This is a genomic window from Indibacter alkaliphilus LW1 (genome assembly GCF_000295935.2).
Lineage (GTDB): Bacteria > Bacteroidota > Bacteroidia > Cytophagales > Cyclobacteriaceae > Indibacter > Indibacter alkaliphilus.
The window spans coordinates 38,575-59,290 of record NZ_ALWO02000030.1 but is presented as its reverse complement, the minus strand read 5'-3'; the positions used below and the strand labels follow the sequence as shown (position 1 = coordinate 59,290).

Here is a 20,716-nt window from a genome sequence, read left to right as displayed (position 1 = left end):
ATACCCTGCAACAGCAATCACAGGGTATTCTTTAAATAACAACCAAATCAATTATAACCTGGGTTTTGATTTAGGTTTGGGTTGGCGTCGATTGCAGGTTGCGGTATAGGAAAGATAGTCCTATGGTTACCATTAGGTCTATGAGTCAACCATGATTTGCTGGTAAACACACCAAACCTTATTAGGTCTTGCCTTCTATGGAACTCAGCTGCAAATTCGTAACCCAACTCATCCAGAAATCTTCCATACTGAATATCGTCACCACCTTCCAGGCTTACGATACTACCTGACTCATAATTTCCATATTGATACCTACTACCCTGCATTAATTCAGCACCTGTTACTATTGCATCATCGGGATTTTCAAATGAACGCATCCTAACTTCAGTGACAATTTGGGCCGCTGCATCAGCATTTCCTGTTCTAAGCAAACTTTCAGCTTTGATCATTAATGCATCTGCATATCTGAAAAACGGAACATCATTGCTTAGAGGACCGACCGAACCGATTTCAATTTCATATTTCCCGACTCTGTACCCTTCATACTCTCTGGTTGCATCTACACTACCCATTGTATTTTGGTAGTCTAACTGCACTTCTCTCAAGGAAGGATCCATAGAGTTGAAAATTGGCTGACCGCTGAGTGAAAACTGAGGCCCTCTAATCCATATATCAAATCTGCTATCCCCTTCTTCATAAGTATCGATGAACTGAGGAATAGCTGCACTACCTCCCCATGGAGCAGTCCCAAGATTGTATGTAGCTGCACTTGCAGGGTGAAGTGTTTTCCAATGGTAGTGGAACCATCCTGCTCTGGTCTCATCAAAAATTACAGAGAAAATCTGCTCCCTGGAGGATTGGTTATTGGTAACAAAATTGGTATGGTAATTAGGTTCAAGAATATACAGTCCCGAGTTGATGATGTCGTCTACCTGAGCTATTGCTTGCTGATATTTAGCTTCTCCAATATATACTTCCGCATTTAGGTAGATTTTTGCTAAAATCATCTTAGCAGCCCACTTGTTCATTTTTCCATAGACCTTCTCTTCAGGAATAATATCCATAATACCCAGTAGTTCTGCCTCAATGAAATCAAACACCTCTCTGCGGCTAGACTGTGACGGAAGCTCATCCGGAGTGAGCAGGTTTTCTTCCGTCACTATCGGTACATTTCCAAATGCATCCACCAATAAGTAATAGTAAAATGCTCTCAGCGCTCTAAGCTCACTGACCAATACGGGAATATTTTCACCTTCAATCGTTTGGTAATTCAGCAAAGCATTGTTCAGAATATTTAGAGAACCATAAGCCCTGTTCCATAATCCGGACGGATGGGATTGAAAAGCATTCCAGGTATGCATATGCATATTTCGATAAACACCGCCATCTATCCAACCATTTGGTCTAGCTGGTGTCACTATAGCATCTGAGCATTCTTCTACCAAGTCAAAATAACCATGCCATCCATAAAGCAAATCTGTAAGCCTTGTATATACAGGGGCCGTCAATGCTGCCAGAACCTCAGGGGAAGAACCTAAATCTTCCTCCACTAACACATTATATGGCCTTTCACTCAAATCCGTACATGCCATCGTAGACAAAAGGAATAAAGCGAGAATTTTATATGATTTTTTAATTATCTTTTTCATAGTTCTATATTTTTAGAATCGTATGTCTGTTCCTATTGTAAAAGTCCTAAGTGTAGGATACTTGTCACGTCCGTCATTACCGGGATCCAGGCCAGAACGGGGAACCTCTGGATCCAAACCTTGATAATTGGTGATGACTGCAAGGTTGGAAGCTGCTATATATACTCTTGCACTTTGAAATGCCCTGCTATTGACCGTTGGGAAGGAATAGCCAATAGAAACGTTGTCAATTTTCCAGAAATCACCGTTTTCGATATAATGACTTACATAAGATTGAGGACTTCTAAGTATTTGACCATCAATAGGGTCAAATGCTGTGTTAAGTCTGTTGTAGACAATAGTAGGATTTTCATAAAACATCCTTTGAAAATTGAGAATCTGGTAATCGAAAGCCCCTCTCATCGTCAGGTTAAAGTCAAAGTTTCTATACCTCACATAATGATTCCATGCGGCAAAAAACCTAGGTATTCCATTTCCCAAGATCTGTCTGTCATCAGGTGTGGCATCCAATATTGACTTCACTTCTCCATCTGGTGATTCTATCAACCAAGTACCATTGTTAGCAGGATTTGGGGCATCACTGAGCAAGCCTACACTTTTATATCCAAAGAAAGACCCTATTGGCTGACCCTCCTCTATTTTGTGGGTACTCATTTGGATAGGATCACCGGTACCTCCTGCAAAGAAAAAGTCATTCTGTAACTGGAACTCTTCACTTGAAAGCCTGGTCAGTTCATTGGTATTGGTGCTAAAATTGATATTTGTCTTCCATTCGAAATCTTTCTTTGTGATCAAATCAAAGTTCAATGCGAGTTCAATGCCTGTATTTCTCATAGCTGCGGCATTGGCAAGAGTAGTACCTACAAGGTTTGGTGGGACTGGAACAGGATAATTGTAAACCAAATCTACAAGTGTCCTATCATAGTAATCTATGGTACCACTCATAAAGTTATTCCATAAGCTAAATTCCAGTCCAACATTATATTCAATATTTGTTTCCCAACCTAAATTTGGATTGGGGTTGGCTACAGGGTTCAATACACTCTGCCAGTTTTGCCCATCGAAATAAAACTGCGTCGGACTGTAAGAGTACCTGGTCAATGAAGCATATGGATTACTGGAAACAGAACCTGTTTCTCCATAGCCTGCCCTTAATTTTAAGAATGTAATTGTTGAATTCTCCTTCAAAAACCCTTCATTACTGATTGTCCAGCCAGCAGAAATTGCAGGAAACAACCCCCACTTTTGATTGGCTCCAAATACTGAAGATCCTTCATACCTTAAACTACCTAGGATATTGTATTTATCTTTAAATCCGTAACCAGCTCTTCCAAAAAATCCAATCAGTTTCGAATCATTCAAAAAAGAGTTTGCCGAAGTTCCTGGCAGGCCCTCCCTAAGCGCACGGCCCTGCTGTATATTTCTGAAGCTGAATACATCCGAAGGGAAATCAAAATTGCTGATGGACATGCCTGTATTGGTCCAATCAATGTAACTGTACCCAACCATACCCATAATCCTATGGGCACCAATAATCTTTTGGTAATCAGCAGTCAGGTCAAGAAAATTTTCAACAGTAAGGGAGTTACTTACATTTGCCACCCCATTTCTGTTGTCTCTTATGGTCGAAATATGGTTTCTATTCTGATAGTTACCAAAATCATTGATGGTTCTGTGTTGCGAACCTACTACTTTCAGTTCTAGCTCCTCCACTGGAAAATAAGAAACAGATCCGGTCAACCACGTCCAATCATTCACATTTCTATAATCCTGCTCTTTGATCAGTGCCAGGGGATTCTCATACTGAAATTGCTCTGGTCTTTCCTGAAATCCTCCTTCATCATTAAATATCCTGTCGGTTGGATTTCTGATCAAAGCTTGTCTGTAGGCCCAGCCTCCAAATCTGCCATCAATATTCTGAATGCCTTTTAATACATTTAAATTGACACGGACCCGGTTGTCCGCAAAGAACTGTGTCAAATCTGTTCGGAATTTAAACTCCTCATTTCCAGAACCTATGAAAGCACCTTGCTCATTTTGATAACTCATGTTGGCCACATACTTGGTCTGTTCGGTTCCGCCACGCACAGAAATGTTATGAAAATGGTTCAATGGAGTATTCCTGCTGATCTCTCCAAACCAATCGGTCTCATAACCCAGATCATTTGAAGGGTCTATCAGTCCTTGATCGATTTTGTTTCGAAGGTCACTTGCAGACATAAAATCCGCAGTCCTGACAAAGGTGGAGGTAGCCATAAAGCTGGAATATTCGACGGAAGGCCTGCCTACTTTTCCTTGCTTGGTGGTAATGAGAATAACACCATTTTTTCCCCTTGCTCCATAAATAGCAGAAGCAGACGCATCTTTTAAAACCTCAACAGACTCAATATCCATAGGAGAAATAACATTCAAACTCCCGGGATACCCATCGATCAAAACCAAAGGTGCAGATGACCCAAAAATTGAAGTAATCCCCCTAAGTGATATTTCAACACCTGCTGCCGGGTCTCCTGAAGAAGAGCTTATGGCCAAACCTGCCACTTTTCCTCTTAATAATTCACCTGCATTCCTGACAGCACCTGTAATAAATTCCTCAGGTTTGACCTGGGCCACAGAAGAAGTAATATCCCCCTTTCTCATGGTTCCATAGCCGACTACTAAGACCTCATCCATCGATGTTAGGTCCGGTTCAAGTGTTACATTTATTGTACTGGAAGCTCCCACCACTACTTCCTGATTTTTAAAACCGATGTAACTGAATACCAAAACAGCTCCCTGGTCGGGAACATCCAGTACATATTGCCCATCCAGATCTGTGGCGGTTCCTCTTGTAGAACCCTTGATCAAAACACTCACACCTGGCATGGGAAGGTTATCCTCTGATGATATTACTGCACCTCTGATGGTCCTTTCATAAGGAGTTTCAGCATCCAATTTGTCTCCAGACCTAATGTTAAAGTCTGCTTCTGTGTCCGCCTTGAGCGGCAAGGTAAACCCAAGCCAAATCAAGGAAAGTATCACTATTTTGTGATACAGTTTAGTAAAGTTCTTCATAAATAATTTAGTAAAGGTTAAGGTTACTTTAATTGGTTTATCTCTCTGCTTTAACTATTTAACCCTAGTAAAGCATCTATTAAATGTACTTAAAACACTTATTCATAAAAAGAACCTAATTGACGTAAAATAATACAATATTGATTTATTTTAACATTTATAAACATTTAAATAATTATTTAGTTTTTTAATTAAAAAAAATAAGGAACATGCACTGCATGTTCCTTATCCAAATAATTATTACCCTACAAAATTTTAATTTACATTTATCACCAGATTTGTTGTACCTAGGTCAAGGTAATATCTAGAGTCACTTCCAGCTGTTTTCCCATCAATACTGTATTCTCTCTGACCGAAATTTTTGATGCGCAATACAGCTCTAGGCGTAAACTTACTTTTAGGACCAAGTGAAACTTTGACTTCACCGTTTTTCTGATTAAAAGACACTTTCTGAATCTCACCTGCATCAGTTTCTATCAACAAATCAGCTTGATTTATGAAAACAGCATTCTTCCCAGCTGTTGTAACTTCCAACTCCACCCAATCACCTTTTGAAGAAACGTTTCCACCAAATCCCAACCATCCAAAAGTTTTATCATTCACTAAATATGCCCTGCTATTAATGGCGTAGCCGAAGAAACCCGATCCATAGTCCCCTGAGATGCCATCGATTTCCAAAGTTTGAGGATATGAATGGAAGGCTGCAGGAGCAAAGCCATCTTCTGTAATGTTGGAAATTCCGCCCAAAAGACCTCCGTAACCCACTCTCAGCTTATACAAATCCTCTGAAGCTTTATGATACCCTTCCAGTACAGGAATGGCATTCATTGCTGATCCGTAATGATGAAGCTGTCTTTCAATTCTCTGTAGTTTACCTCCATAAAGAAAATCCCAATATCTTCTAGCACTACCATTATAACCCCAATGAGGTACTGTGGGCATGTAAGCCAAAACAGCATTCAGGGTCACTTGAGCTTTTTGATCATATCCAAAGTATTCAGTCCAAATATAAACTTCCTCCTGACCTGTTGAATCCCATGGCATTTCACTGCCAAATGGAAATGCCAACTCAGCCCATACATCGGCTCTTTTACGCATGAGCTCTTCAAGCTCTGTAGCCATTTCATTCATTCCTTCCCTTTTTAGGTCTTCTAATATCCTTAGGAATACTGTACCTTCCATTTGTCCAAACTGCGCGTAATGTGGTGCCTGATCGACCATTGCTACAGTTGTATGGAAAGCATTTTCCAAATACCATGACCAGGGGTGCGTATTGACAAGGTTTTCGTGAAACCTGGCCAATCTATACATCACCCAGTGAGCTGCCGCAACATGTGGATAATTGAATGATCTTACGGTAGATTCTGCTTCCTTCTTAGACCAAGCTGACCAAGTACTATAATTGACATCATCACTGTAAGTACCTGCTGGCATTGAGTCCGGCTCATAATAGAACATACTCTTTCTCACACCATATTTTTTCTCACCTTCTGAATACTGAATACCACCCCAAAGCGTTTGATAGTAAAACTGTTTGATTTTAACCATTTCTTCAGGATCAGGGTCAAGGTACTGCTTCATGACGGCTGAAAGCCATGAACCTGCTCCTGCCTCATCACTCAATCCTGCAATCCACGCACGGCTGTCTTCCAATATTTTTTCCTTTTTCTCGTAATCATAGGAGATAACAGACAAATGTCTTCCAAAGAGATCCTCCGGATTTTCATACCATTGTTCAGTAGTAAGAAACTTGCCAAAATCAGCTATCACATCAGCTTCACCTTTGATGACTTTATAGTTTATGGTTTGCTTTTCATTGTTGTCGTACACCAATGTAATTCTGGATCTTCCCCAAGACAATCCTTGCACTTCATATTCAACCCATTCATTAAGATTCGAATTTTCTACAGCTTTCAAGCTAATTGATCCTTGGGGGTATACAGAATAGGATTTAACTTCTCTATGCTTGCTGATAAACAGACGTGCATTAACATCTTTTGGAATTACATAGCCAGGAATACCCACCGCCAGGGGTCTGTTTTCGGCCCTCAAGGTCTTTTCAATGTTTTTTACATTGTCTGTTAAAACAAAAGAAAGGGAGAATTTTCTCTCCTCACCTGGATTTAAAGTAGTTGATGTCGGTTCATTCCATTGTTCAACACCTTTCCAGTCAATTTCAGCTTTTGCTTTACTGTGGATTACCCAGTCATGAAAACCTTCAAAAGTTATATTTCTAGGGGTACGGTCATCCAATAGTGGATTATAAGCCTCAAAACCAGCATTTTGGTATGGCAACACCAGTAAAACCGGAGCTTTTCCACTTAACCTTACAACCTGTAGATACCCTGCATCTTTACCTATATATGGATCATAGAATACTTTTTCCAAATGGGCTTCTTCCAGATTTTTATGGTGAAGTATATTATCAAAGATCATGGGGATTCCTAAATATCCGATTTCAACGGATTCATTTGAGGTATTCCTTAACAAAAAGGTCAAGACTAATTTACCTTCTATGTTTTCCCATCTCCTTTCCACTTCTATTGGAAGATTTGAGCCTAAGGAAGCATTTAGTTTAGCTGCAGCCATTACTGACCCTCCTGAAGGAAGAATTTCTATTGCTTTTCTGTTTCTAGCTGAAGATAAAGTATTCCAGGAGGTTTCACTTTGGGATTTTATCATTAGATTGATATCACCCAAATGGTATAAACTATCCCGGCTTCTAATCTCCATTACTTCAGAAGGCAAAAAGTCGAAGTCGGATTCACTTTTTGGTCTTAAAGAGGCTGCTAATTGGGTTGACTCAAGAATTTCAATCTGGAACTTATCAGTGGTGAACTGTTTTTTGACAGTCGCGTCCATTTTTACAGGACTCTTTTCAAGGTTGTCATATATGCTCTTTCTTTGCGCATGACTATAAACTGTTACCAAACAAAAGGCAAATACAGTCCAAAAAAAAGTACTTTTTTTAAATTTTGACCCCATAACTTCTTACTTATCATTAAAGAAATAATTACTTGATAAAATCAAGTTTAACAAATGTATTAAAAACACTTATTACAGATATCATAGGTCTTTGACGGAGTATAATACCATATTGATAAGTAAGTGAAACGAGTCGTTATTTTAGGTCAACAAATGATTAAAAAATAAACTAACCGTATATTTTTGGTAATTCAATATAGATTTTAATGACTTACTGCTTTGATGATTAATCAAAGAAAATGTAAAGCCCATGAAATATTCAAATCAAAATGGGTTTTAGTAGCTGTCGACTGCATTATTTTTGGATTTGACGGTAAGGAGTATAATCTTTTATTTATTCAACGTGGTTTTGCTCCTGAAAGAAAAAAGTGGACTCTAATGGAAGGTTTTGTTCAAGAGAATGAAACAGAAGTGTTCCACCATTTCATCCAAAAGTTCTGCTTTTATCATCTGATAGATATCCGAGGAGCAGCATATCTTCATCTTCTTCTGTTCGGGTTCCTTTATTCTTCTCCTACCCATTTCTAAAGCCAGTACCAATGCGGTTGCTTTGGCTTCACCAATACCTCCTACCTTCATCCAGTCATGTAGGGAGTATTTGGCCAAAGCTGCCAGACTGTAGTTTTCAGCTGCCAGTATTGCCTTTGCCTGTTCTGAGGTCATCCCTCCTAATGCAGCAATCGGGTGGTAATCGGAAAGGGCTGATCTTCCTTTGGTGTAAAGGATTTCAGTTTCTTCTCTAAGGATGTTTCTGGAAGTAGCCATGATATTGTTGCAGACTTTTCACTCCTTGCGCTGGAGCTTTTGTTTAGCCCCTCCCCGGGAGTCTGCAAACCACTGAATGCACGGTGGAACGGAATAAATCCTCCTCAGAAAACCCTTCCTGTTTATGCCGTAAAACCTTGGCCCCTTCAGAAAACCCATCTGCCATGTGTGGTTTCAGGGCTCCTACATTTGGCTTTCAAAAGGCCGGAAGTAATAAATTGAAATTTTTAAAAATTCTGTCTGCCTGCTTTCCCGAAAAAAAATAATGTTTAAAATGTCAACACAAAAAGTCAATAATATCATAAACTCAATTGATTTTGTTAGGAATCCTTACTATTTTTGAAAAAGTAATATTTCCATAAACTTAAACCATTTCAAAATGACAAAATCAGTGTTTTACCACGCGGGTTGTCCTGTATGTGTAAGTGCAGAACAGGACATTGTATCGCTTATTGGGAGCGATAAAGTAGAAATCGTTCATTTGGGTGAACAAAAAAGCAGAATTGATGAAGCTGAATCAAAAGGTGTTAAATCAGTTCCTGCTTTGCTGACCCCAAGCGGCAATGTACTTCACCTTAACTTTGGTGCTTCTATATCGGATGTAAAAGGTTGAAATTTACCCCACATTGTTAGGGTATCCAGCTTTGTGGGGTAACTTTAATTTCAAAGCCGTTGATTATACTTTAATTGATCATCCTTGTGTAATATACAAATTCAGTAATCGCAAATAAATAAAATGGAAGTAGCAGTTTGGGACACCTATGTAACAAAGAAAGATGGCAGCGTAATGCACTTTGATATTTTAGTCCCGGAAAAAATAAAAGACAAAAGCAAAATCTTCGGTTATGGTAATGAATACCTTAAATCAAAGGAACAAAAAGGTCAACCCATAACTTCGAAAGAATGTAAGCTTTGCCATATAGAAACCCTGAGAAAAGAATGGGAAATAGAAATAAGAAAAAATGGTTACATTATAGTTGAAATGGAAAATTGCCAATAGATGAAATCAGCATTTGATTTAAACCGACAGAATAATAACAATATAGAGAGCAAAATTGTAGTGGCTTTGGAGCGTATATCCGAAGCATTCCGTGTATTATTATGGAACGAGAGTAAAGAAAATGCTTTAAGTCCTATACAAATTCAGATACTGATTTTCCTACTTTTTCACAATCAAAATAAGTGTAAAGTAAGCTATTTGGCCCAAGAGTTTAATATGACTAAAGCTACAATTAGCGATAGCGTAAAACTGTTATTAAAAAAGGGACTGGTACAAAAATTTGATTCACCTATTGACACAAGAAGTTACCTAATTGGCTTAACAAACAAAGGGAAGCAAGCAGCGGAAAAATCTTCTAATTTTTCATTCCCCATTGAAAAGCCTTTGAGTTCATTGTCCGATGATCAAAAAGAAACAATTCTTTCTGGATTACTCAAACTCATTCATGAGTTGAACAAGGCAGGTGTTATAAACCTTCAAAGGATGTGTTTCACCTGTTCACATTATGAAAACACTAAAGGCGAACACTATTGTAAACTGCTTCAATCCAGGTTAACAACCGAAGAATTGAGAGTTGATTGCCCTGAACATGAGTCAGCGTAGGTATAAGTTTTGGCTTTAAATTTTTTCTAATTGTAATGAGCTGATAGAAAAGATATATTTCAAAAAATTTAATTTGCAATAAATGAATGATAGGCTTGACAACTTTCACAAATACCTAACACAAAAAGCTGGTGTTAAAGAAGAGGACTATAATGCTTTTCTCCCCTATTTTTCGGTAAAGAATTATCAAAAGGGAGACATAATACTTTCAAAAGGAAGTATATGTAACCATATTTTTTTTGTAGAAAAAGGTCTTCTAAGGCTTTTCTCTATTGATCAAAACGGAACTGAGCATATAATTCAATTTGCACCAGAAAACTGGCTTTTGAGTGAAAGAGAAAGTTTGTATTTCGGAACTCCATCCGATTTTCACATTGATGTTTTAGAAGAATCCATAGTTGTAATGTTAATGCAGGATTTTATTCCAAAAGCCTCTTCAATCAGTCCTGAATTTAGAAATCACAATGAATTTATTCTTCAGAATCACATCAGACAATTACAACAAAGAGTAAACCTTTTGATATCTGCCTCAGCGGAAGCACGCTATTTACATTTCATTAAGATGTACCCGGATTTAACGCTAAGAATCCCACAATGGATGATTGCTTCCTACTTAGGGATAACGCCTGAAAGCCTTAGTAGGGTAAGAAAAGGACTTGCTGAAAAAAACTTTAAGTAAAATTCAGTTCTTACCATACATCAATGCGCAGGCTTTCTGCTTCTCGTAAATTTGTTTCATTATTAATTGAGTTGATACCAAAAACAATTATCATGAATACAAAGAACATAGAATTACTAGCTCCTCCAAGAGAACCTCATTTTGTTGGTGATGGATTTAGGGTCCACAATTTTATACCAAGTGGATTTAGAATGGATATGAAAAGAATGGACCCTTTTATCATGTTAGATTATAATTCAAAGTTTTATTTCCCTCCAACCGATAAGCCTAGAGGTGTCGGGGTACATCCCCATCGTGGCTTTGAAACAGTTACAATTGCATACAAAGGGAGGGTAGCTCACCACGATAGTAGTGGTGGCGGTGGAGTAATTGGTGAAGGTGACGTACAATGGATGACAGCCGCTTCCGGTGTATTGCATAAGGAATACCACGAGGAAACATTTAGCAAAGAAGGAGGTGAATTTCAGATGGTCCAACTTTGGGTTAACCTTCCTGCGAAGTACAAAATGTCAAAACCAAAATATCAAGGCATTTCAAACAATGAAATTCCAAAGGTTGAATTGTCTGACAAAGCTGGTATCGTAGAAGTTATAGCGGGTGAATATCAAAGTAATCAAGGTGCTGCCAGTACTTTTTCTCCTGTAAATGTGATGAATGCCAAGTTGAATATGGACGGAAAAGCTGCATTTAGCTTTCCAAGTCATTATAATACCGGAATACTTGTTATAGAGGGTAGTGTAAGGATAAATGGAGAAGAAAATGCACCAACAAACCATTTTGTTCTATTTGAAAATAATGGCAATGATTTCACTCTACAGGCAAATGAAAATGCTACAGTCCTGATTCTAAGCGGTGAACCTCTAAATGAGCCCATTGCGGCTCAAGGACCTTTTGTTATGAATACGCATCAGGAAATTGTTCAGGCAATTGAAGATTATAACATGGGAAGGTTTGGTCATTTGGAGGACTAATAATAGGTCAGGAAAAGAATGACGGTAACATATGCGGGAATTATGAAAAGTGTCTCAAACGTTTGATTTCATTCAGTAACTGATGCACGAAAAGAACTGAGAGGAGCAGAAATAGCCTATTCGCTTACCGAGCCGGTATCTGCTTCTCTTGCATTGTTTGCAACTGTTAAGCTGCTTTTGCATGCAAAAAAGAAGAAAATTCGTGCCTAACAAAAATCGTATTGGTTGATAAAAACACAGACCTGATAAGTGGATCTACACTGTTTGAACGGAAAAAATGCTGCGCAGCATGAGTTTATGAAGAATCCAAAAAATAAATTATGAACATAGACCTATTTGATAGAAAAACAAAGGGCTTTTTTAAGGCTACCGAGGATAGCAAAGAAGCAGGTCGAATGACCTACTCTTGGGCAGGAAAAGATAAGTTTATAATAGATCATACTGAGGTTAATCCTGACTTCAAAGGTAGGAATGTAGGCTTGCAACTTGTAATGGCTGCCGTGAGCTTTGCACGGGATAACAATTTAAAAATAATTCCACTATGCCCGTTTGCTAAAAGTGTTTTTAGTAAGAAAGCAGAAATAGGAGACGTTTTATAAAATTTGAAATAATGAAGAAAATATTGGTTTTGATGTTTCATCCCAGGCTAGAGTCAAGCAATGTGAACAAGTTTTTAATGACCTCATTGCTGCATCAACCGCATATTGTAGTCAAAGATATGTATGAGTTATATCCAGATTTTAATATAAATGTAAAGGCCGAGCAGCAAGATTTATTAGAGGCAGACTTAATAGTTATCCAACATCCATTTTTTTGGTATGCCGCCCCTCCCTTAGTAAAGCAGTGGATTGATTTGGTATTAGAGCACGGGTGGGCTTATGGAAAGAAAGGCAATAAATTAAAAGACAAAAACATCATGCATATCATTAGTAGTGGAGGTGGATTTGAAACTTATTGCAGCGAAGGCAAAAATTCATACACCTACAATGAACTACTACGCCCTTTCGAATTGACTTATAGACTTTGCCAAATGGAAAAACTTCCTCCATATATTATTCCCAAAGCCAACAAATTAGACCTACTTGATTTAGAAAAACACTGTAGTCAAATAAAACAAATCCTTAGAGATTATATTACTTCCGAAACAGATTTTACTGCGCTAAAAAATATATTGTATTTGAACGAATTAAAATAAAAGACTATGGCATCAGATTTATTTCAAAACGCACTTATATATCTCGGAACTGCCATTGTCTTTGTTCCCATATCAAAGAAATTGGGTATCGGGAGTGTGCTTGGATATTTAATTGGAGGCATTTTGGTTGGCCCTTTTGCACTGGGTTTAATTGGCAAAGAAGGACATGATGTAATGCACACGGCCGAGTTTGGAGTGGTGATGATGTTATTTGTAATCGGACTGGAACTAAACCCTGCCCAATTTTGGAAAATGAGAACAAGAATTCTAGGGTTAGGTGGCCTGCAAATGCTATTTACAGGCCTGATACTTTTTCCACTTCTCTATTTTCTGCTTTCTTTTTCTTTAAGCGCTTCTCTTGCCTTATCAATGTCATTTGCAATGTCATCAACGGCAATAGTTTTGCAGAGTATCCACCCCACCAAGTGCATGTTTACAAAGAAAGTCCTTGGCCATAGTTTTGCATAAAAACAAAAGATATGGACAAGAGAGAAGAAATGATCCGATTGGTCGAAGAGTTTACCAAGAGTGGCCTCAGCCAGAAAGAATTCAGTGCCTCGAAAGGTTTGGGGTTCCATCAATTCAATTACTGGTTCAGAAAATTCAAAAAAGAGAATGAAGACGTATCATCTTCCGGCTTTATACGTGTGGATTCCGGCAGGGCGGAAAGTTCTACAGGGCAGTTTGAACTTGAATATCCCAACGGAGTAAAGCTAAGAGTGCCCAAAGGGGACCTGGCACTGTTGTCCCACCTTGTAGCCCTATACTGATGTTCAGTCTTGGCTCATCCCACCGCTATTACCTTTTCACCTCCCCGGTGGACATGCGGAAAGGGTTTAACGGACTCGGAGGACTGGTAAGAAATAATATGTGTAAGGAGCCCACCTCAGGAGAGGTCTTTGTGTTCCTCAACCGGAACAGGAATCTTATCAAACTCCTGCACTGGGAACATGGCGGTTTTGTTATTTATTACAAGAAGCTTGAAAGGGGAACCTTTGTACCTCCTGTTCCCTCCTCTGGTCCACAAAGTATCCGCTGGCCGGAGCTGGTAATGATGATTGAAGGCATTCAGGTTGAAAAATTCAGGCAAAAACCCCGGTATGAGCTGGCGGAGAACTGATTATTTTATTGACTTCAGGTCAGATATTTTAAGCCTGTTGCCCCTATGTGTCCAATAAAGGCGGTTTTTGTCTGAAGACTGTTAAAATCCGTTTTTTATGGTGGGTTATCCACAGCCTTTGTGGAGAAATAATCCATTGAAATGGACGATAAGTGTCTTATTTTTAAATCATGAACACCGGGCTGGAGCATCTTTCAAAGGAGGAACTGATTACTCTTCTAAAGGATCGGGAACGTTCCATAGAAGAACGTGAACGGACCATTGAAAAATATGAGCTGACCATTGAAGAGCGTGACCGTGTGATCGGAGAGAAGGATGCCTATGCCTCCCAGCTGCTGGCCCTGATCGATAAGTTCAAGCGGATGGCCTTTGCACAGACAAGGGAAAGGTTTGAAGGCAACAAGGACCAGCTCCCGTTGCCTTTCGGTACAGACGGCCCAGCGCAGCAGGAACAGCAGGAGCAGTTTGAGAAGAAGATAGCATATACAAGGAAGAAACAGTCCTCAGCACACCGTGGCCGTGTAGCCCTTCCCGCCCATCTTCCCGTGGAGGAAGTGGAAATCTATCCGGAAGGAGATCTCAGCGATATGGTATGCATCGGCAAAGAAGTGACCGAAGAACTTGATTATGTTCCGGCGAAATATCTTATCAGGAGGTACATCCGCTTCAAATATGCCCCAAAGGACAAAAACAGCGGTTCGGGAGTTATGATCGGAGCACTTCCCGAGCGTGTCATTGATAAAGGCATACCCGGTTCAGCCCTTCTGGCAAGCAACCTCACGGACAAATATCAGGACCATCTTCCCCTGTACAGACAGGTGGAACGCTTCAGACGGGAAAACATTCCGATTGCCCATTCAACCATAGAAGGATGGGTCCGGCAATCGCTGGAAAGGCTGGAACCCTTATATGACTGCCTGCTTGAAGACACCAAAGCGATGGGTTACCTTCAGGCGGATGAGACAACCATCAAAGTCATGGACAGTGCCAAAAAAGGTGCCTGCCACCTGGGCTATTATTGGGTGTACCATAATCCCTTGGAGAAAACCGTTCTTTTTGATTACCAGCCCAGCCGGAAAAGTGAAGCTGCCGAGAATATGCTGAAGGGTTTTAAAGGATACCTTCAGACAGACGGCTATGCCACTTACAAAAAACTGGGAAAACAGGAAGGTGTTACGCACCTTGCCTGTTGGGCGCATGCCCGCAGACCATTTTTTGAAGCACAGAATAACGATAAAAACAGAGCAGAAACAGCACTGAAGTTTATCCAAAAGCTGTATGCGGTGGAAAGAAAGGCAACCGAACTAAAACTAGAGCCCGAAGAGATCAAAAGTCTCAGGCTGGAAGAATCCCTGCCCGTTATCAACAAAATGTCCAAATGGATAAAGGAGCAGCTGCAGGATCCAAAGGTTCTCCCTGGCAGTGCCATAGGGAAGGCTTTACAGTACAGTGCAGAAAGATGGGATGAACTCTCCAACTACCTCTATGACGGAAGGCTGCTTATAGACAACAATCCTGTCGAAAACTCAATAAGAAAAGTAGCTTTGGGACGACGTAATTACCTCTTTGCAGGCTCACACCGTGCTGCGAGGAGAGCAGCAATGATTTACTCATTCTTTGCCATCTGCAACAAACATGAAGTGAACCCATACCAATGGCTCAAACACGTGCTTGAAAATATAATGTCAACAAACCATAAAAATATTAAAAGCCTATACCCCCAAAATTTTAAAGCCCACCTGTAGTTGGTCAGGTGGATACTTTGCAGACTCTCAAAGAAAAGGGATTGGATAAAACACAAGCAGGTCAAAATTCATTTTCTGTTTTATTATTTCAGGACATAGCAGTAATACCTATTTTGGCAATACTTCCCTTATTGGCCGTAAACTCTTTTGCTGAAGATTCCGAACTCCATCATTTACCTGAAATATTCTCTTTTTTGAATGAATTCCCCAGTTTACTTTTATTATTGGCAGTAGGTTTTGTTTTTGTATTGAGCAAATATCTTTTGCCTTTTATGCTACACTTAATTGCCAAAGTGCATATGCGTGAGTTATTCACTGCGGCAGCTTTGTTTTTCGTCATAGGTATCGCCTGGTTAATGGAAGCAGTTGGAATCAGTGCTGCATTGGGTGCGTTTATGGCAGGTGTTTTACTTGCAAACAGCGAGTTTCGTCACGAATTGGAGGCCGACATCAATCCTTTCAAGGGTTTACTTCTCGGTATATTTTTTACAGCTGTCGGTTCTACTATAAACTTTGATATCATAGCCACACAACCATTAAAAGTTTTTCTAATTGTATTGGTACTCATGCTAGTGAAATGGGGGGTTCTTTTTATTATAGGAAAACGATTTAAATTAGTTTCCGACCAAAACATTCTTTTTGCTTTTCTGCTATGCCAAGTTGGTGAATTTGCATTTGTGCTATTAGGTTCCATTGGACAATTAGGCATTGTTCCAAAGCAAGATTTAGATTTATTTATGGCTGTTGTAACCATCAGTATGATGGTTTCCCCTTTGTTGCTTTTTATAAATGAAAAGTTTGTTGCTCCTCTATTTGGCATTAAAGAGAAAGAAGAAAAAACCTATGATGAAATTGATGCTCACAATAAGATAATTCTTATCGGATTTGGACATTTCGGTAGCACAATAGGGAGATTTCTAAGAGCCAATAATATCAATGCGACCATTATTGACAACGACAGTGATCGTGTCAATTTACTCCGAAAAATGGGTTTCAAAGTATTTTATGGTGATGGAACACGGATTGATTTACTTGAATCTGCCGGTGCAAAGGAAGCACAAATACTTATTTCAGCAATAGATGGTTCACATACCAACATTGAACTATCAGAACTGCTCCCAAAGCATTTCCCTGATCTTAAGCTATTTGTCAGAGCCAAAAACAGGTATGATGCATATGAATTAATGGATAAAGGAATAAAACATATTCACCGTGAATCACTGATTGATTCGGTTTATATGGGGGTAGACATACTGGCTGAGTTAGGATTTCGTAAATATACCTTGCACAGAAAAGCACAAGATTTTATTAAATATGATAATATGGCTTTAGAAAAGCTTTACAAAAACAGAAACAGTAAAGATCACATCGGCCTTCTACGAGAAGAAATTGAGCAGCAAGAAAAACTGCTTCAAGAAGATGTGCTGTTTTTGGAAAAATCTAATGATGATAATGCTTGGGATAAAAGTCACAGAGAAAATTAAATATAGGAAATGAAGATAATCGCGTTCGCTGGAAGTAACAGCATAAATTCTAAAAATAAGCAATTAGTCTATTACACTCTAAAAGCATTTCCGGAATTTGAGATTGAACTTATAGATATCAATGATTATGAAATGCCTTTATACTCTATTGATAAAGAAAAAAGTAATGGAGTCCCTGAAAAGGCTTTTGCATTTAGGGCCAAATTATCCGAAGCAGATGGTATTATCTGTTCGCTTGCAGAGCATAACAGAAGTTATACAGTGGCCTTTAAAAATATTTTTGATTGGTGCAGCAGGGTTGATATGAATATCTTTGCAAATAAACCTATGCTCCTTATGAGCACCTCACCAGGTGGTTTTGGAGGTGGTAATGTGATGGCAGCAGCAAAAAGTTTTTTCCCTAAATGTGGTGCAAACATTATAGAATCATTCTCTTTACCTTCTTTCAATCAAAATTTTAGTGGTGGGGAAATTGTGAATAAGGAGCATGCATCTGCTCACTCCTCAAGAGTACACTCTTTTAAAGAAATGTTATTACAGTCTTAAGTTTACTACTTGTTACTTCGAATAATACTAGCAATTTGATTACCTTCTATCCATTAAGGTTTTTATAGGGTCACAATTTTCTCAAATCTGATTAGAAATGGCAACTAATCAAAAAGATAAACCTTATCTATAGTTGTTGATTTTTTTTCAAATCAATTACCCTCATCAAACCTCTGAACAACAATAAAATAGCACTTCAATATCAATCAAAAATTTTAAGTATCGAGCTCAAATTTACATTTTTTATCATCTACATGTAGCACATACCCATAATCACCCGTTTGGTAAACAAGAGCGCTCTTAAATCATTTCAATGTTTAACAAAAAAAATTTCAAAATGAATTTAAGAAAACTATTACCAATTCTGATTGCAGTCCTATCCATGAGCTATCTTACTTCTTGTAGCGATGATGATCCTGATCCTTGTACAGATCAGACTTTAAGGTCTTTTGCTATGGTGCTGACTGATGAAGATGACAATCTAATAATGGATGAGGAGGGCTTTGATACTGAAAAGGTCAGGCTGTTTGCATTAGATGGCGAGGAAGAGTCAGAAGTCGATTTTGAAGTTCAGAAATCAAGTGAAGATGAGCATTACATATATTCTTCAGAATTATCTGAACTTAGTCTTGAGGAAGGTAACAACAACTTTAGGGTATATTGGTCTGAGGAGGGTTTCATCGATTTCAACTATGAGGTAACATCTTCTGATGCAAGCGGATGCATAGTTTACGCCTACACAGCCAATCATGGAGATGACCAACTGGAAACGATGACCGTAGGAACTGTTACAGCCTATGTTTTGGAAACTTCAGAGGCAAGCGAAGAATAAATAAATTAGGTCCATCAGTTCTCTTTTTCAAGGCTGATGGACCTTTAATTTCCATATTCAATATTCAGAAAATATAAGTTAACTGATTCAAGAAAGAACAAGTTGGTTTTGAATTGAAATTCCTTAATAATCCAATATTTTAAATTCAGTCCTTCTGTTTTCCTGATGCTCATCATCAGAGCAATCTACACCATCTTTACAATGGTTTTTCAATTGAGACTCTCCATAACCCTTGGCTGAAATCCGGTTTTTACTCACACCCAATGACACTATAAAGTCGACAGCAGATTGGGCCCTTCTATCAGATAACCTCTGATTGTATTTTTCTGTCCCCCTCGAATCAGTATGGGAATGAAGTTCTATTTTCAAAGTTGGATTTTCCAGCAAAATATAAGCTAGCTTAACCAATTCAGGTTTAGCGTCTTCCCTAATATCCCATTTATCAAAATCATAGAAAATATTCTCAACCGTATAAATTTTTTCTCTTTCCATTTTATCAAGATACAACTGAACAAATTTCTGTCCGGCATCCTGTTCACTCTTATCTCCTTTAAGGGCTTCGTCTATTTGAGCACGCATGTAATCTGTGGCTGTAGCAGAAATCCCAAAAGGTGTTCTAACAGGCACTTGAAATTCAAATTTCCCCTCTTCGTTGGTAACATATCTAAAGTTTACACCTGTATCTTTATTAACTGCCGTAACCACAGCATTTGATATGGGGTTTCCTGTATCTTTAGCCAACACCTCCCCCATTAATAATACAAACTCCTGAATATTGTATTGTATTCTGTAGATATCATCACTACCCTTTCCGCCTTCACGGTCAGATGAAAGAAAGGCATAATCCGTATCAGTTCTAGTAAAAAAGAAGTCATCTCTATTGGAATTAATTGGGGCTTTTAGGTTTTCAATTGTTCCCCTATTGTTTTTATAATCCCTTATCAAAAAAACATCAAGTCCACCCAAACCTGGATGTCCGTCTGAAGAAAAATAAAAGTCTTCGTCATAAATAAACGGAGAGCGCTCATTTCCGATAGTATTGTAATTAGAGCCTAAATTTTCAGGTTCAGTCCAAGTGGAGTCTGTCAACAATGTTACTTTATATAAATCCAAACCTCCATAGCCTCCCGGCATGTCAGAAGCAAAGAATAGGGTTTTTCCATCTTTGTCCCAAAAAGGGTCTATTACCATATATTCCAAAGGGGAATTAAATCCAAACCCTTTTTCTTCTGACCACTCTCCATCTTCCTGAAGGTGGGCATGATACATTCCTGGAAATACGGTTATATCATTTCTTTTGAAAGAAAATGGACTACCCCCACTTACAGGCTCTGTTTTTATGTGAAATTTGTGCACCTCACTTTCATAAACCGGTCCAATATGATAGGGATGTTGGTAATCTTCAACCTTTTCAACAGTACTTCCTGAGTTTGTTTCAAAGTCATAAGACAAAGTAAAGACTGAAAGAAAACCATTACCGGTCCAACCGTATCTTTCGCTTTTGAATGCATTTCTGGTATTAATTCTGCCATCCTTGTTATCCAGTCTGTCTGAAACAAAAAGTGGCCTATTTTCATCGTAAATAAACCCGAACTCCGAGTATTCTGTGTTTACTCCAGCTACTGGTTCCAAGGCAATATTGGATTCAGAATTCAATATTGTCTTCCCCATTTTCAGGGATTCCTCCAATACAGTAAGTTTTTCCGTTCCAATTTCTTCATCTCCGGAGCTTTTATATTTTTCCAAAAAATGCAGCGCTTCATCAAATTTAGCATTGGCCTGAAGAACTGTGGCATATTGGTAATAATCAATAGCCTCCATTAAACCGGATCGTTCAAGTCTTGAAAACCAAGACTCTGCCTGTTCAAACTCTCTCAGCTTTAAGCTCGTATTTGCCAGCCCTCTAAGGGCTGTTTCACTTTCCTTTTTTTCATAGGCAGCCATATATGATTCTTTGGCTATTGAATAATTGAACATCCGTTCGTTCTCTTTTGCAGTTTTAAGGTTCCCTCCCTTAAAAAGAGTACAACCATTCAATAAAATTAAAGAGAAAACAATAATTACATTTCTATAATTGTTCATCATGAA

The 20,716-nt window shown here is 38.7% G+C and carries 19 protein-coding genes; 14 read left to right on the top strand and 5 right to left on the bottom strand.

The annotated features are described in order from the left end of the window. Positions 1-47 precede the first annotated feature (47 nt). The 4 genes from A33Q_RS08200 to A33Q_RS22160 all read right to left on the bottom strand — a co-directional run bounded on the left by A33Q_RS08200 (position 48) and on the right by A33Q_RS22160 (position 8,453). Positions 48-1,649, bottom strand: a complete 1,602-nt coding sequence (locus tag A33Q_RS08200) for a RagB/SusD family nutrient uptake outer membrane protein (RefSeq protein WP_009036032.1) — start codon at positions 1,647-1,649, stop codon at positions 48-50. Positions 1,650-1,661: 12 nt separating this feature from the next. Then, positions 1,662-4,703 (bottom strand): SusC/RagA family TonB-linked outer membrane protein, encoded by a 3,042-nt coding sequence (locus A33Q_RS08195; RefSeq protein WP_009036031.1) that lies wholly within the window; start codon positions 4,701-4,703, stop codon positions 1,662-1,664. A gap of 255 nt (positions 4,704-4,958) precedes the next feature. Continuing rightward, positions 4,959-7,688 carry a DUF5695 domain-containing protein gene (locus A33Q_RS08190; RefSeq protein ID WP_009036030.1) on the bottom strand — a complete coding sequence of 910 codons (2,730 nt, stop codon included), beginning with the start codon at positions 7,686-7,688 and terminating at the stop codon, positions 4,959-4,961. Between the two features lie 375 nt (positions 7,689-8,063). Next, positions 8,064-8,453 carry a JAB domain-containing protein gene (locus A33Q_RS22160; RefSeq protein WP_009036029.1) on the bottom strand — a complete coding sequence of 130 codons (390 nt, stop codon included), beginning with the start codon at positions 8,451-8,453 and terminating at the stop codon, positions 8,064-8,066. Positions 8,454-8,832: 379 nt separating this feature from the next. Between A33Q_RS22160 and A33Q_RS08180 the strand changes: the two genes are divergently transcribed. From A33Q_RS08180 to A33Q_RS08115, 14 genes are all read left to right on the top strand, one after another. Next, positions 8,833-9,066 (top strand): thioredoxin, encoded by a 234-nt coding sequence (locus tag A33Q_RS08180; protein WP_009036028.1) that lies wholly within the window; start codon positions 8,833-8,835, stop codon positions 9,064-9,066. 123 nt (positions 9,067-9,189) lie between these two features. Further along, the gene (locus tag A33Q_RS08175; protein ID WP_009036027.1) at positions 9,190-9,453 is read left to right on the top strand and encodes a DUF2024 family protein; all 264 of its coding nucleotides are present in this window, start codon (positions 9,190-9,192) and stop codon (positions 9,451-9,453) included. Next, complete coding sequence (locus tag A33Q_RS08170) at positions 9,454-10,056, top strand: MarR family winged helix-turn-helix transcriptional regulator (protein ID WP_009036026.1); 603 nt, start codon at positions 9,454-9,456, stop codon at positions 10,054-10,056. It begins immediately after the preceding gene. A gap of 82 nt (positions 10,057-10,138) precedes the next feature. After that, positions 10,139-10,735, top strand: a complete 597-nt coding sequence (locus tag A33Q_RS08165; RefSeq protein ID WP_009036025.1) for a Crp/Fnr family transcriptional regulator — start codon at positions 10,139-10,141, stop codon at positions 10,733-10,735. Positions 10,736-10,827: 92 nt separating this feature from the next. Further along, the gene (locus A33Q_RS08160) at positions 10,828-11,706 is read left to right on the top strand and encodes a pirin family protein (RefSeq protein WP_009036024.1); all 879 of its coding nucleotides are present in this window, start codon (positions 10,828-10,830) and stop codon (positions 11,704-11,706) included. Positions 11,707-12,026: 320 nt separating this feature from the next. Further along, positions 12,027-12,305 carry a GNAT family N-acetyltransferase gene (locus A33Q_RS08155; protein WP_009036023.1) on the top strand — a complete coding sequence of 93 codons (279 nt, stop codon included), beginning with the start codon at positions 12,027-12,029 and terminating at the stop codon, positions 12,303-12,305. A gap of 11 nt (positions 12,306-12,316) precedes the next feature. After that, the gene (locus A33Q_RS08150; RefSeq protein WP_009036022.1) at positions 12,317-12,901 is read left to right on the top strand and encodes an NAD(P)H-dependent oxidoreductase; all 585 of its coding nucleotides are present in this window, start codon (positions 12,317-12,319) and stop codon (positions 12,899-12,901) included. A gap of 6 nt (positions 12,902-12,907) precedes the next feature. Then, positions 12,908-13,369, top strand: coding sequence for a cation:proton antiporter domain-containing protein (locus A33Q_RS08145; protein WP_009036021.1), 462 nt, complete (start codon positions 12,908-12,910; stop codon positions 13,367-13,369). An 11-nt stretch (positions 13,370-13,380) separates the two neighbouring features. Beyond that, positions 13,381-13,671 carry an IS66 family insertion sequence element accessory protein TnpA gene (tnpA, locus tag A33Q_RS08140; RefSeq protein WP_009036020.1) on the top strand — a complete coding sequence of 97 codons (291 nt, stop codon included), beginning with the start codon at positions 13,381-13,383 and terminating at the stop codon, positions 13,669-13,671. Then, entirely contained in the window at positions 13,671-14,021 is a 351-nt protein-coding gene (gene tnpB, locus A33Q_RS08135) for an IS66 family insertion sequence element accessory protein TnpB (protein ID WP_009036019.1), read from the top strand. The genes tnpA and tnpB overlap by 1 nt, the downstream gene beginning before the upstream one ends. A gap of 170 nt (positions 14,022-14,191) precedes the next feature. Next, entirely contained in the window at positions 14,192-15,766 is a 1,575-nt protein-coding gene (gene tnpC / locus A33Q_RS08130; protein WP_009036018.1) for an IS66 family transposase, read from the top strand. 17 nt (positions 15,767-15,783) lie between these two features. Next, entirely contained in the window at positions 15,784-17,250 is a 1,467-nt protein-coding gene (locus A33Q_RS08125; protein WP_016254935.1) for a cation:proton antiporter domain-containing protein, read from the top strand. A 9-nt stretch (positions 17,251-17,259) separates the two neighbouring features. Next, positions 17,260-17,796 (top strand): NADPH-dependent FMN reductase, encoded by a 537-nt coding sequence (locus tag A33Q_RS08120; RefSeq protein WP_009036016.1) that lies wholly within the window; start codon positions 17,260-17,262, stop codon positions 17,794-17,796. Between the two features lie 337 nt (positions 17,797-18,133). Then, complete coding sequence (locus A33Q_RS08115) at positions 18,134-18,628, top strand: hypothetical protein (RefSeq protein ID WP_016254934.1); 495 nt, start codon at positions 18,134-18,136, stop codon at positions 18,626-18,628. A gap of 123 nt (positions 18,629-18,751) precedes the next feature. Here the strand turns inward: A33Q_RS08115 and A33Q_RS08110 are convergent, their stop codons facing one another. Next, complete coding sequence (locus tag A33Q_RS08110) at positions 18,752-20,713, bottom strand: OmpA family protein (RefSeq protein ID WP_009036014.1); 1,962 nt, start codon at positions 20,711-20,713, stop codon at positions 18,752-18,754. Positions 20,714-20,716: the final 3 nt, after the last annotated feature.

Bases quoted from the DNA above. Each gene is read 5' to 3' on its own strand.
- A33Q_RS08195 (WP_009036031.1), bottom strand. From the start codon at position 4,703: ATGAAGAACTTTACTAAACTGTATCACAAAATAGTGATACTTTCCTTG.
- A33Q_RS08145 (WP_009036021.1), top strand. From the start codon at position 12,908: ATGGCATCAGATTTATTTCAAAACGCACTTATATATCTCGGAACTGCC.
- A33Q_RS08165 (WP_009036025.1), top strand. From the start codon at position 10,139: ATGAATGATAGGCTTGACAACTTTCACAAATACCTAACACAAAAAGCT.
- A33Q_RS08155 (WP_009036023.1), top strand. From the start codon at position 12,027: ATGAACATAGACCTATTTGATAGAAAAACAAAGGGCTTTTTTAAGGCT.
- A33Q_RS22160 (WP_009036029.1), bottom strand. From the start codon at position 8,453: ATGGCTACTTCCAGAAACATCCTTAGAGAAGAAACTGAAATCCTTTAC.
- tnpA (WP_009036020.1), top strand. From the start codon at position 13,381: ATGGACAAGAGAGAAGAAATGATCCGATTGGTCGAAGAGTTTACCAAG.
- A33Q_RS08120 (WP_009036016.1), top strand. From the start codon at position 17,260: ATGAAGATAATCGCGTTCGCTGGAAGTAACAGCATAAATTCTAAAAAT.
- A33Q_RS08190 (WP_009036030.1), bottom strand. From the start codon at position 7,688: ATGGGGTCAAAATTTAAAAAAAGTACTTTTTTTTGGACTGTATTTGCC.
- A33Q_RS08200 (WP_009036032.1), bottom strand. From the start codon at position 1,649: ATGAAAAAGATAATTAAAAAATCATATAAAATTCTCGCTTTATTCCTT.
- tnpB (WP_009036019.1), top strand. From the start codon at position 13,671: ATGTTCAGTCTTGGCTCATCCCACCGCTATTACCTTTTCACCTCCCCG.
- A33Q_RS08180 (WP_009036028.1), top strand. From the start codon at position 8,833: ATGACAAAATCAGTGTTTTACCACGCGGGTTGTCCTGTATGTGTAAGT.
- A33Q_RS08115 (WP_016254934.1), top strand. From the start codon at position 18,134: ATGAATTTAAGAAAACTATTACCAATTCTGATTGCAGTCCTATCCATG.
- A33Q_RS08110 (WP_009036014.1), bottom strand. From the start codon at position 20,713: ATGATGAACAATTATAGAAATGTAATTATTGTTTTCTCTTTAATTTTA.
- A33Q_RS08175 (WP_009036027.1), top strand. From the start codon at position 9,190: ATGGAAGTAGCAGTTTGGGACACCTATGTAACAAAGAAAGATGGCAGC.
- tnpC (WP_009036018.1), top strand. From the start codon at position 14,192: ATGAACACCGGGCTGGAGCATCTTTCAAAGGAGGAACTGATTACTCTT.
- A33Q_RS08150 (WP_009036022.1), top strand. From the start codon at position 12,317: ATGAAGAAAATATTGGTTTTGATGTTTCATCCCAGGCTAGAGTCAAGC.
- A33Q_RS08160 (WP_009036024.1), top strand. From the start codon at position 10,828: ATGAATACAAAGAACATAGAATTACTAGCTCCTCCAAGAGAACCTCAT.
- A33Q_RS08170 (WP_009036026.1), top strand. From the start codon at position 9,454: ATGAAATCAGCATTTGATTTAAACCGACAGAATAATAACAATATAGAG.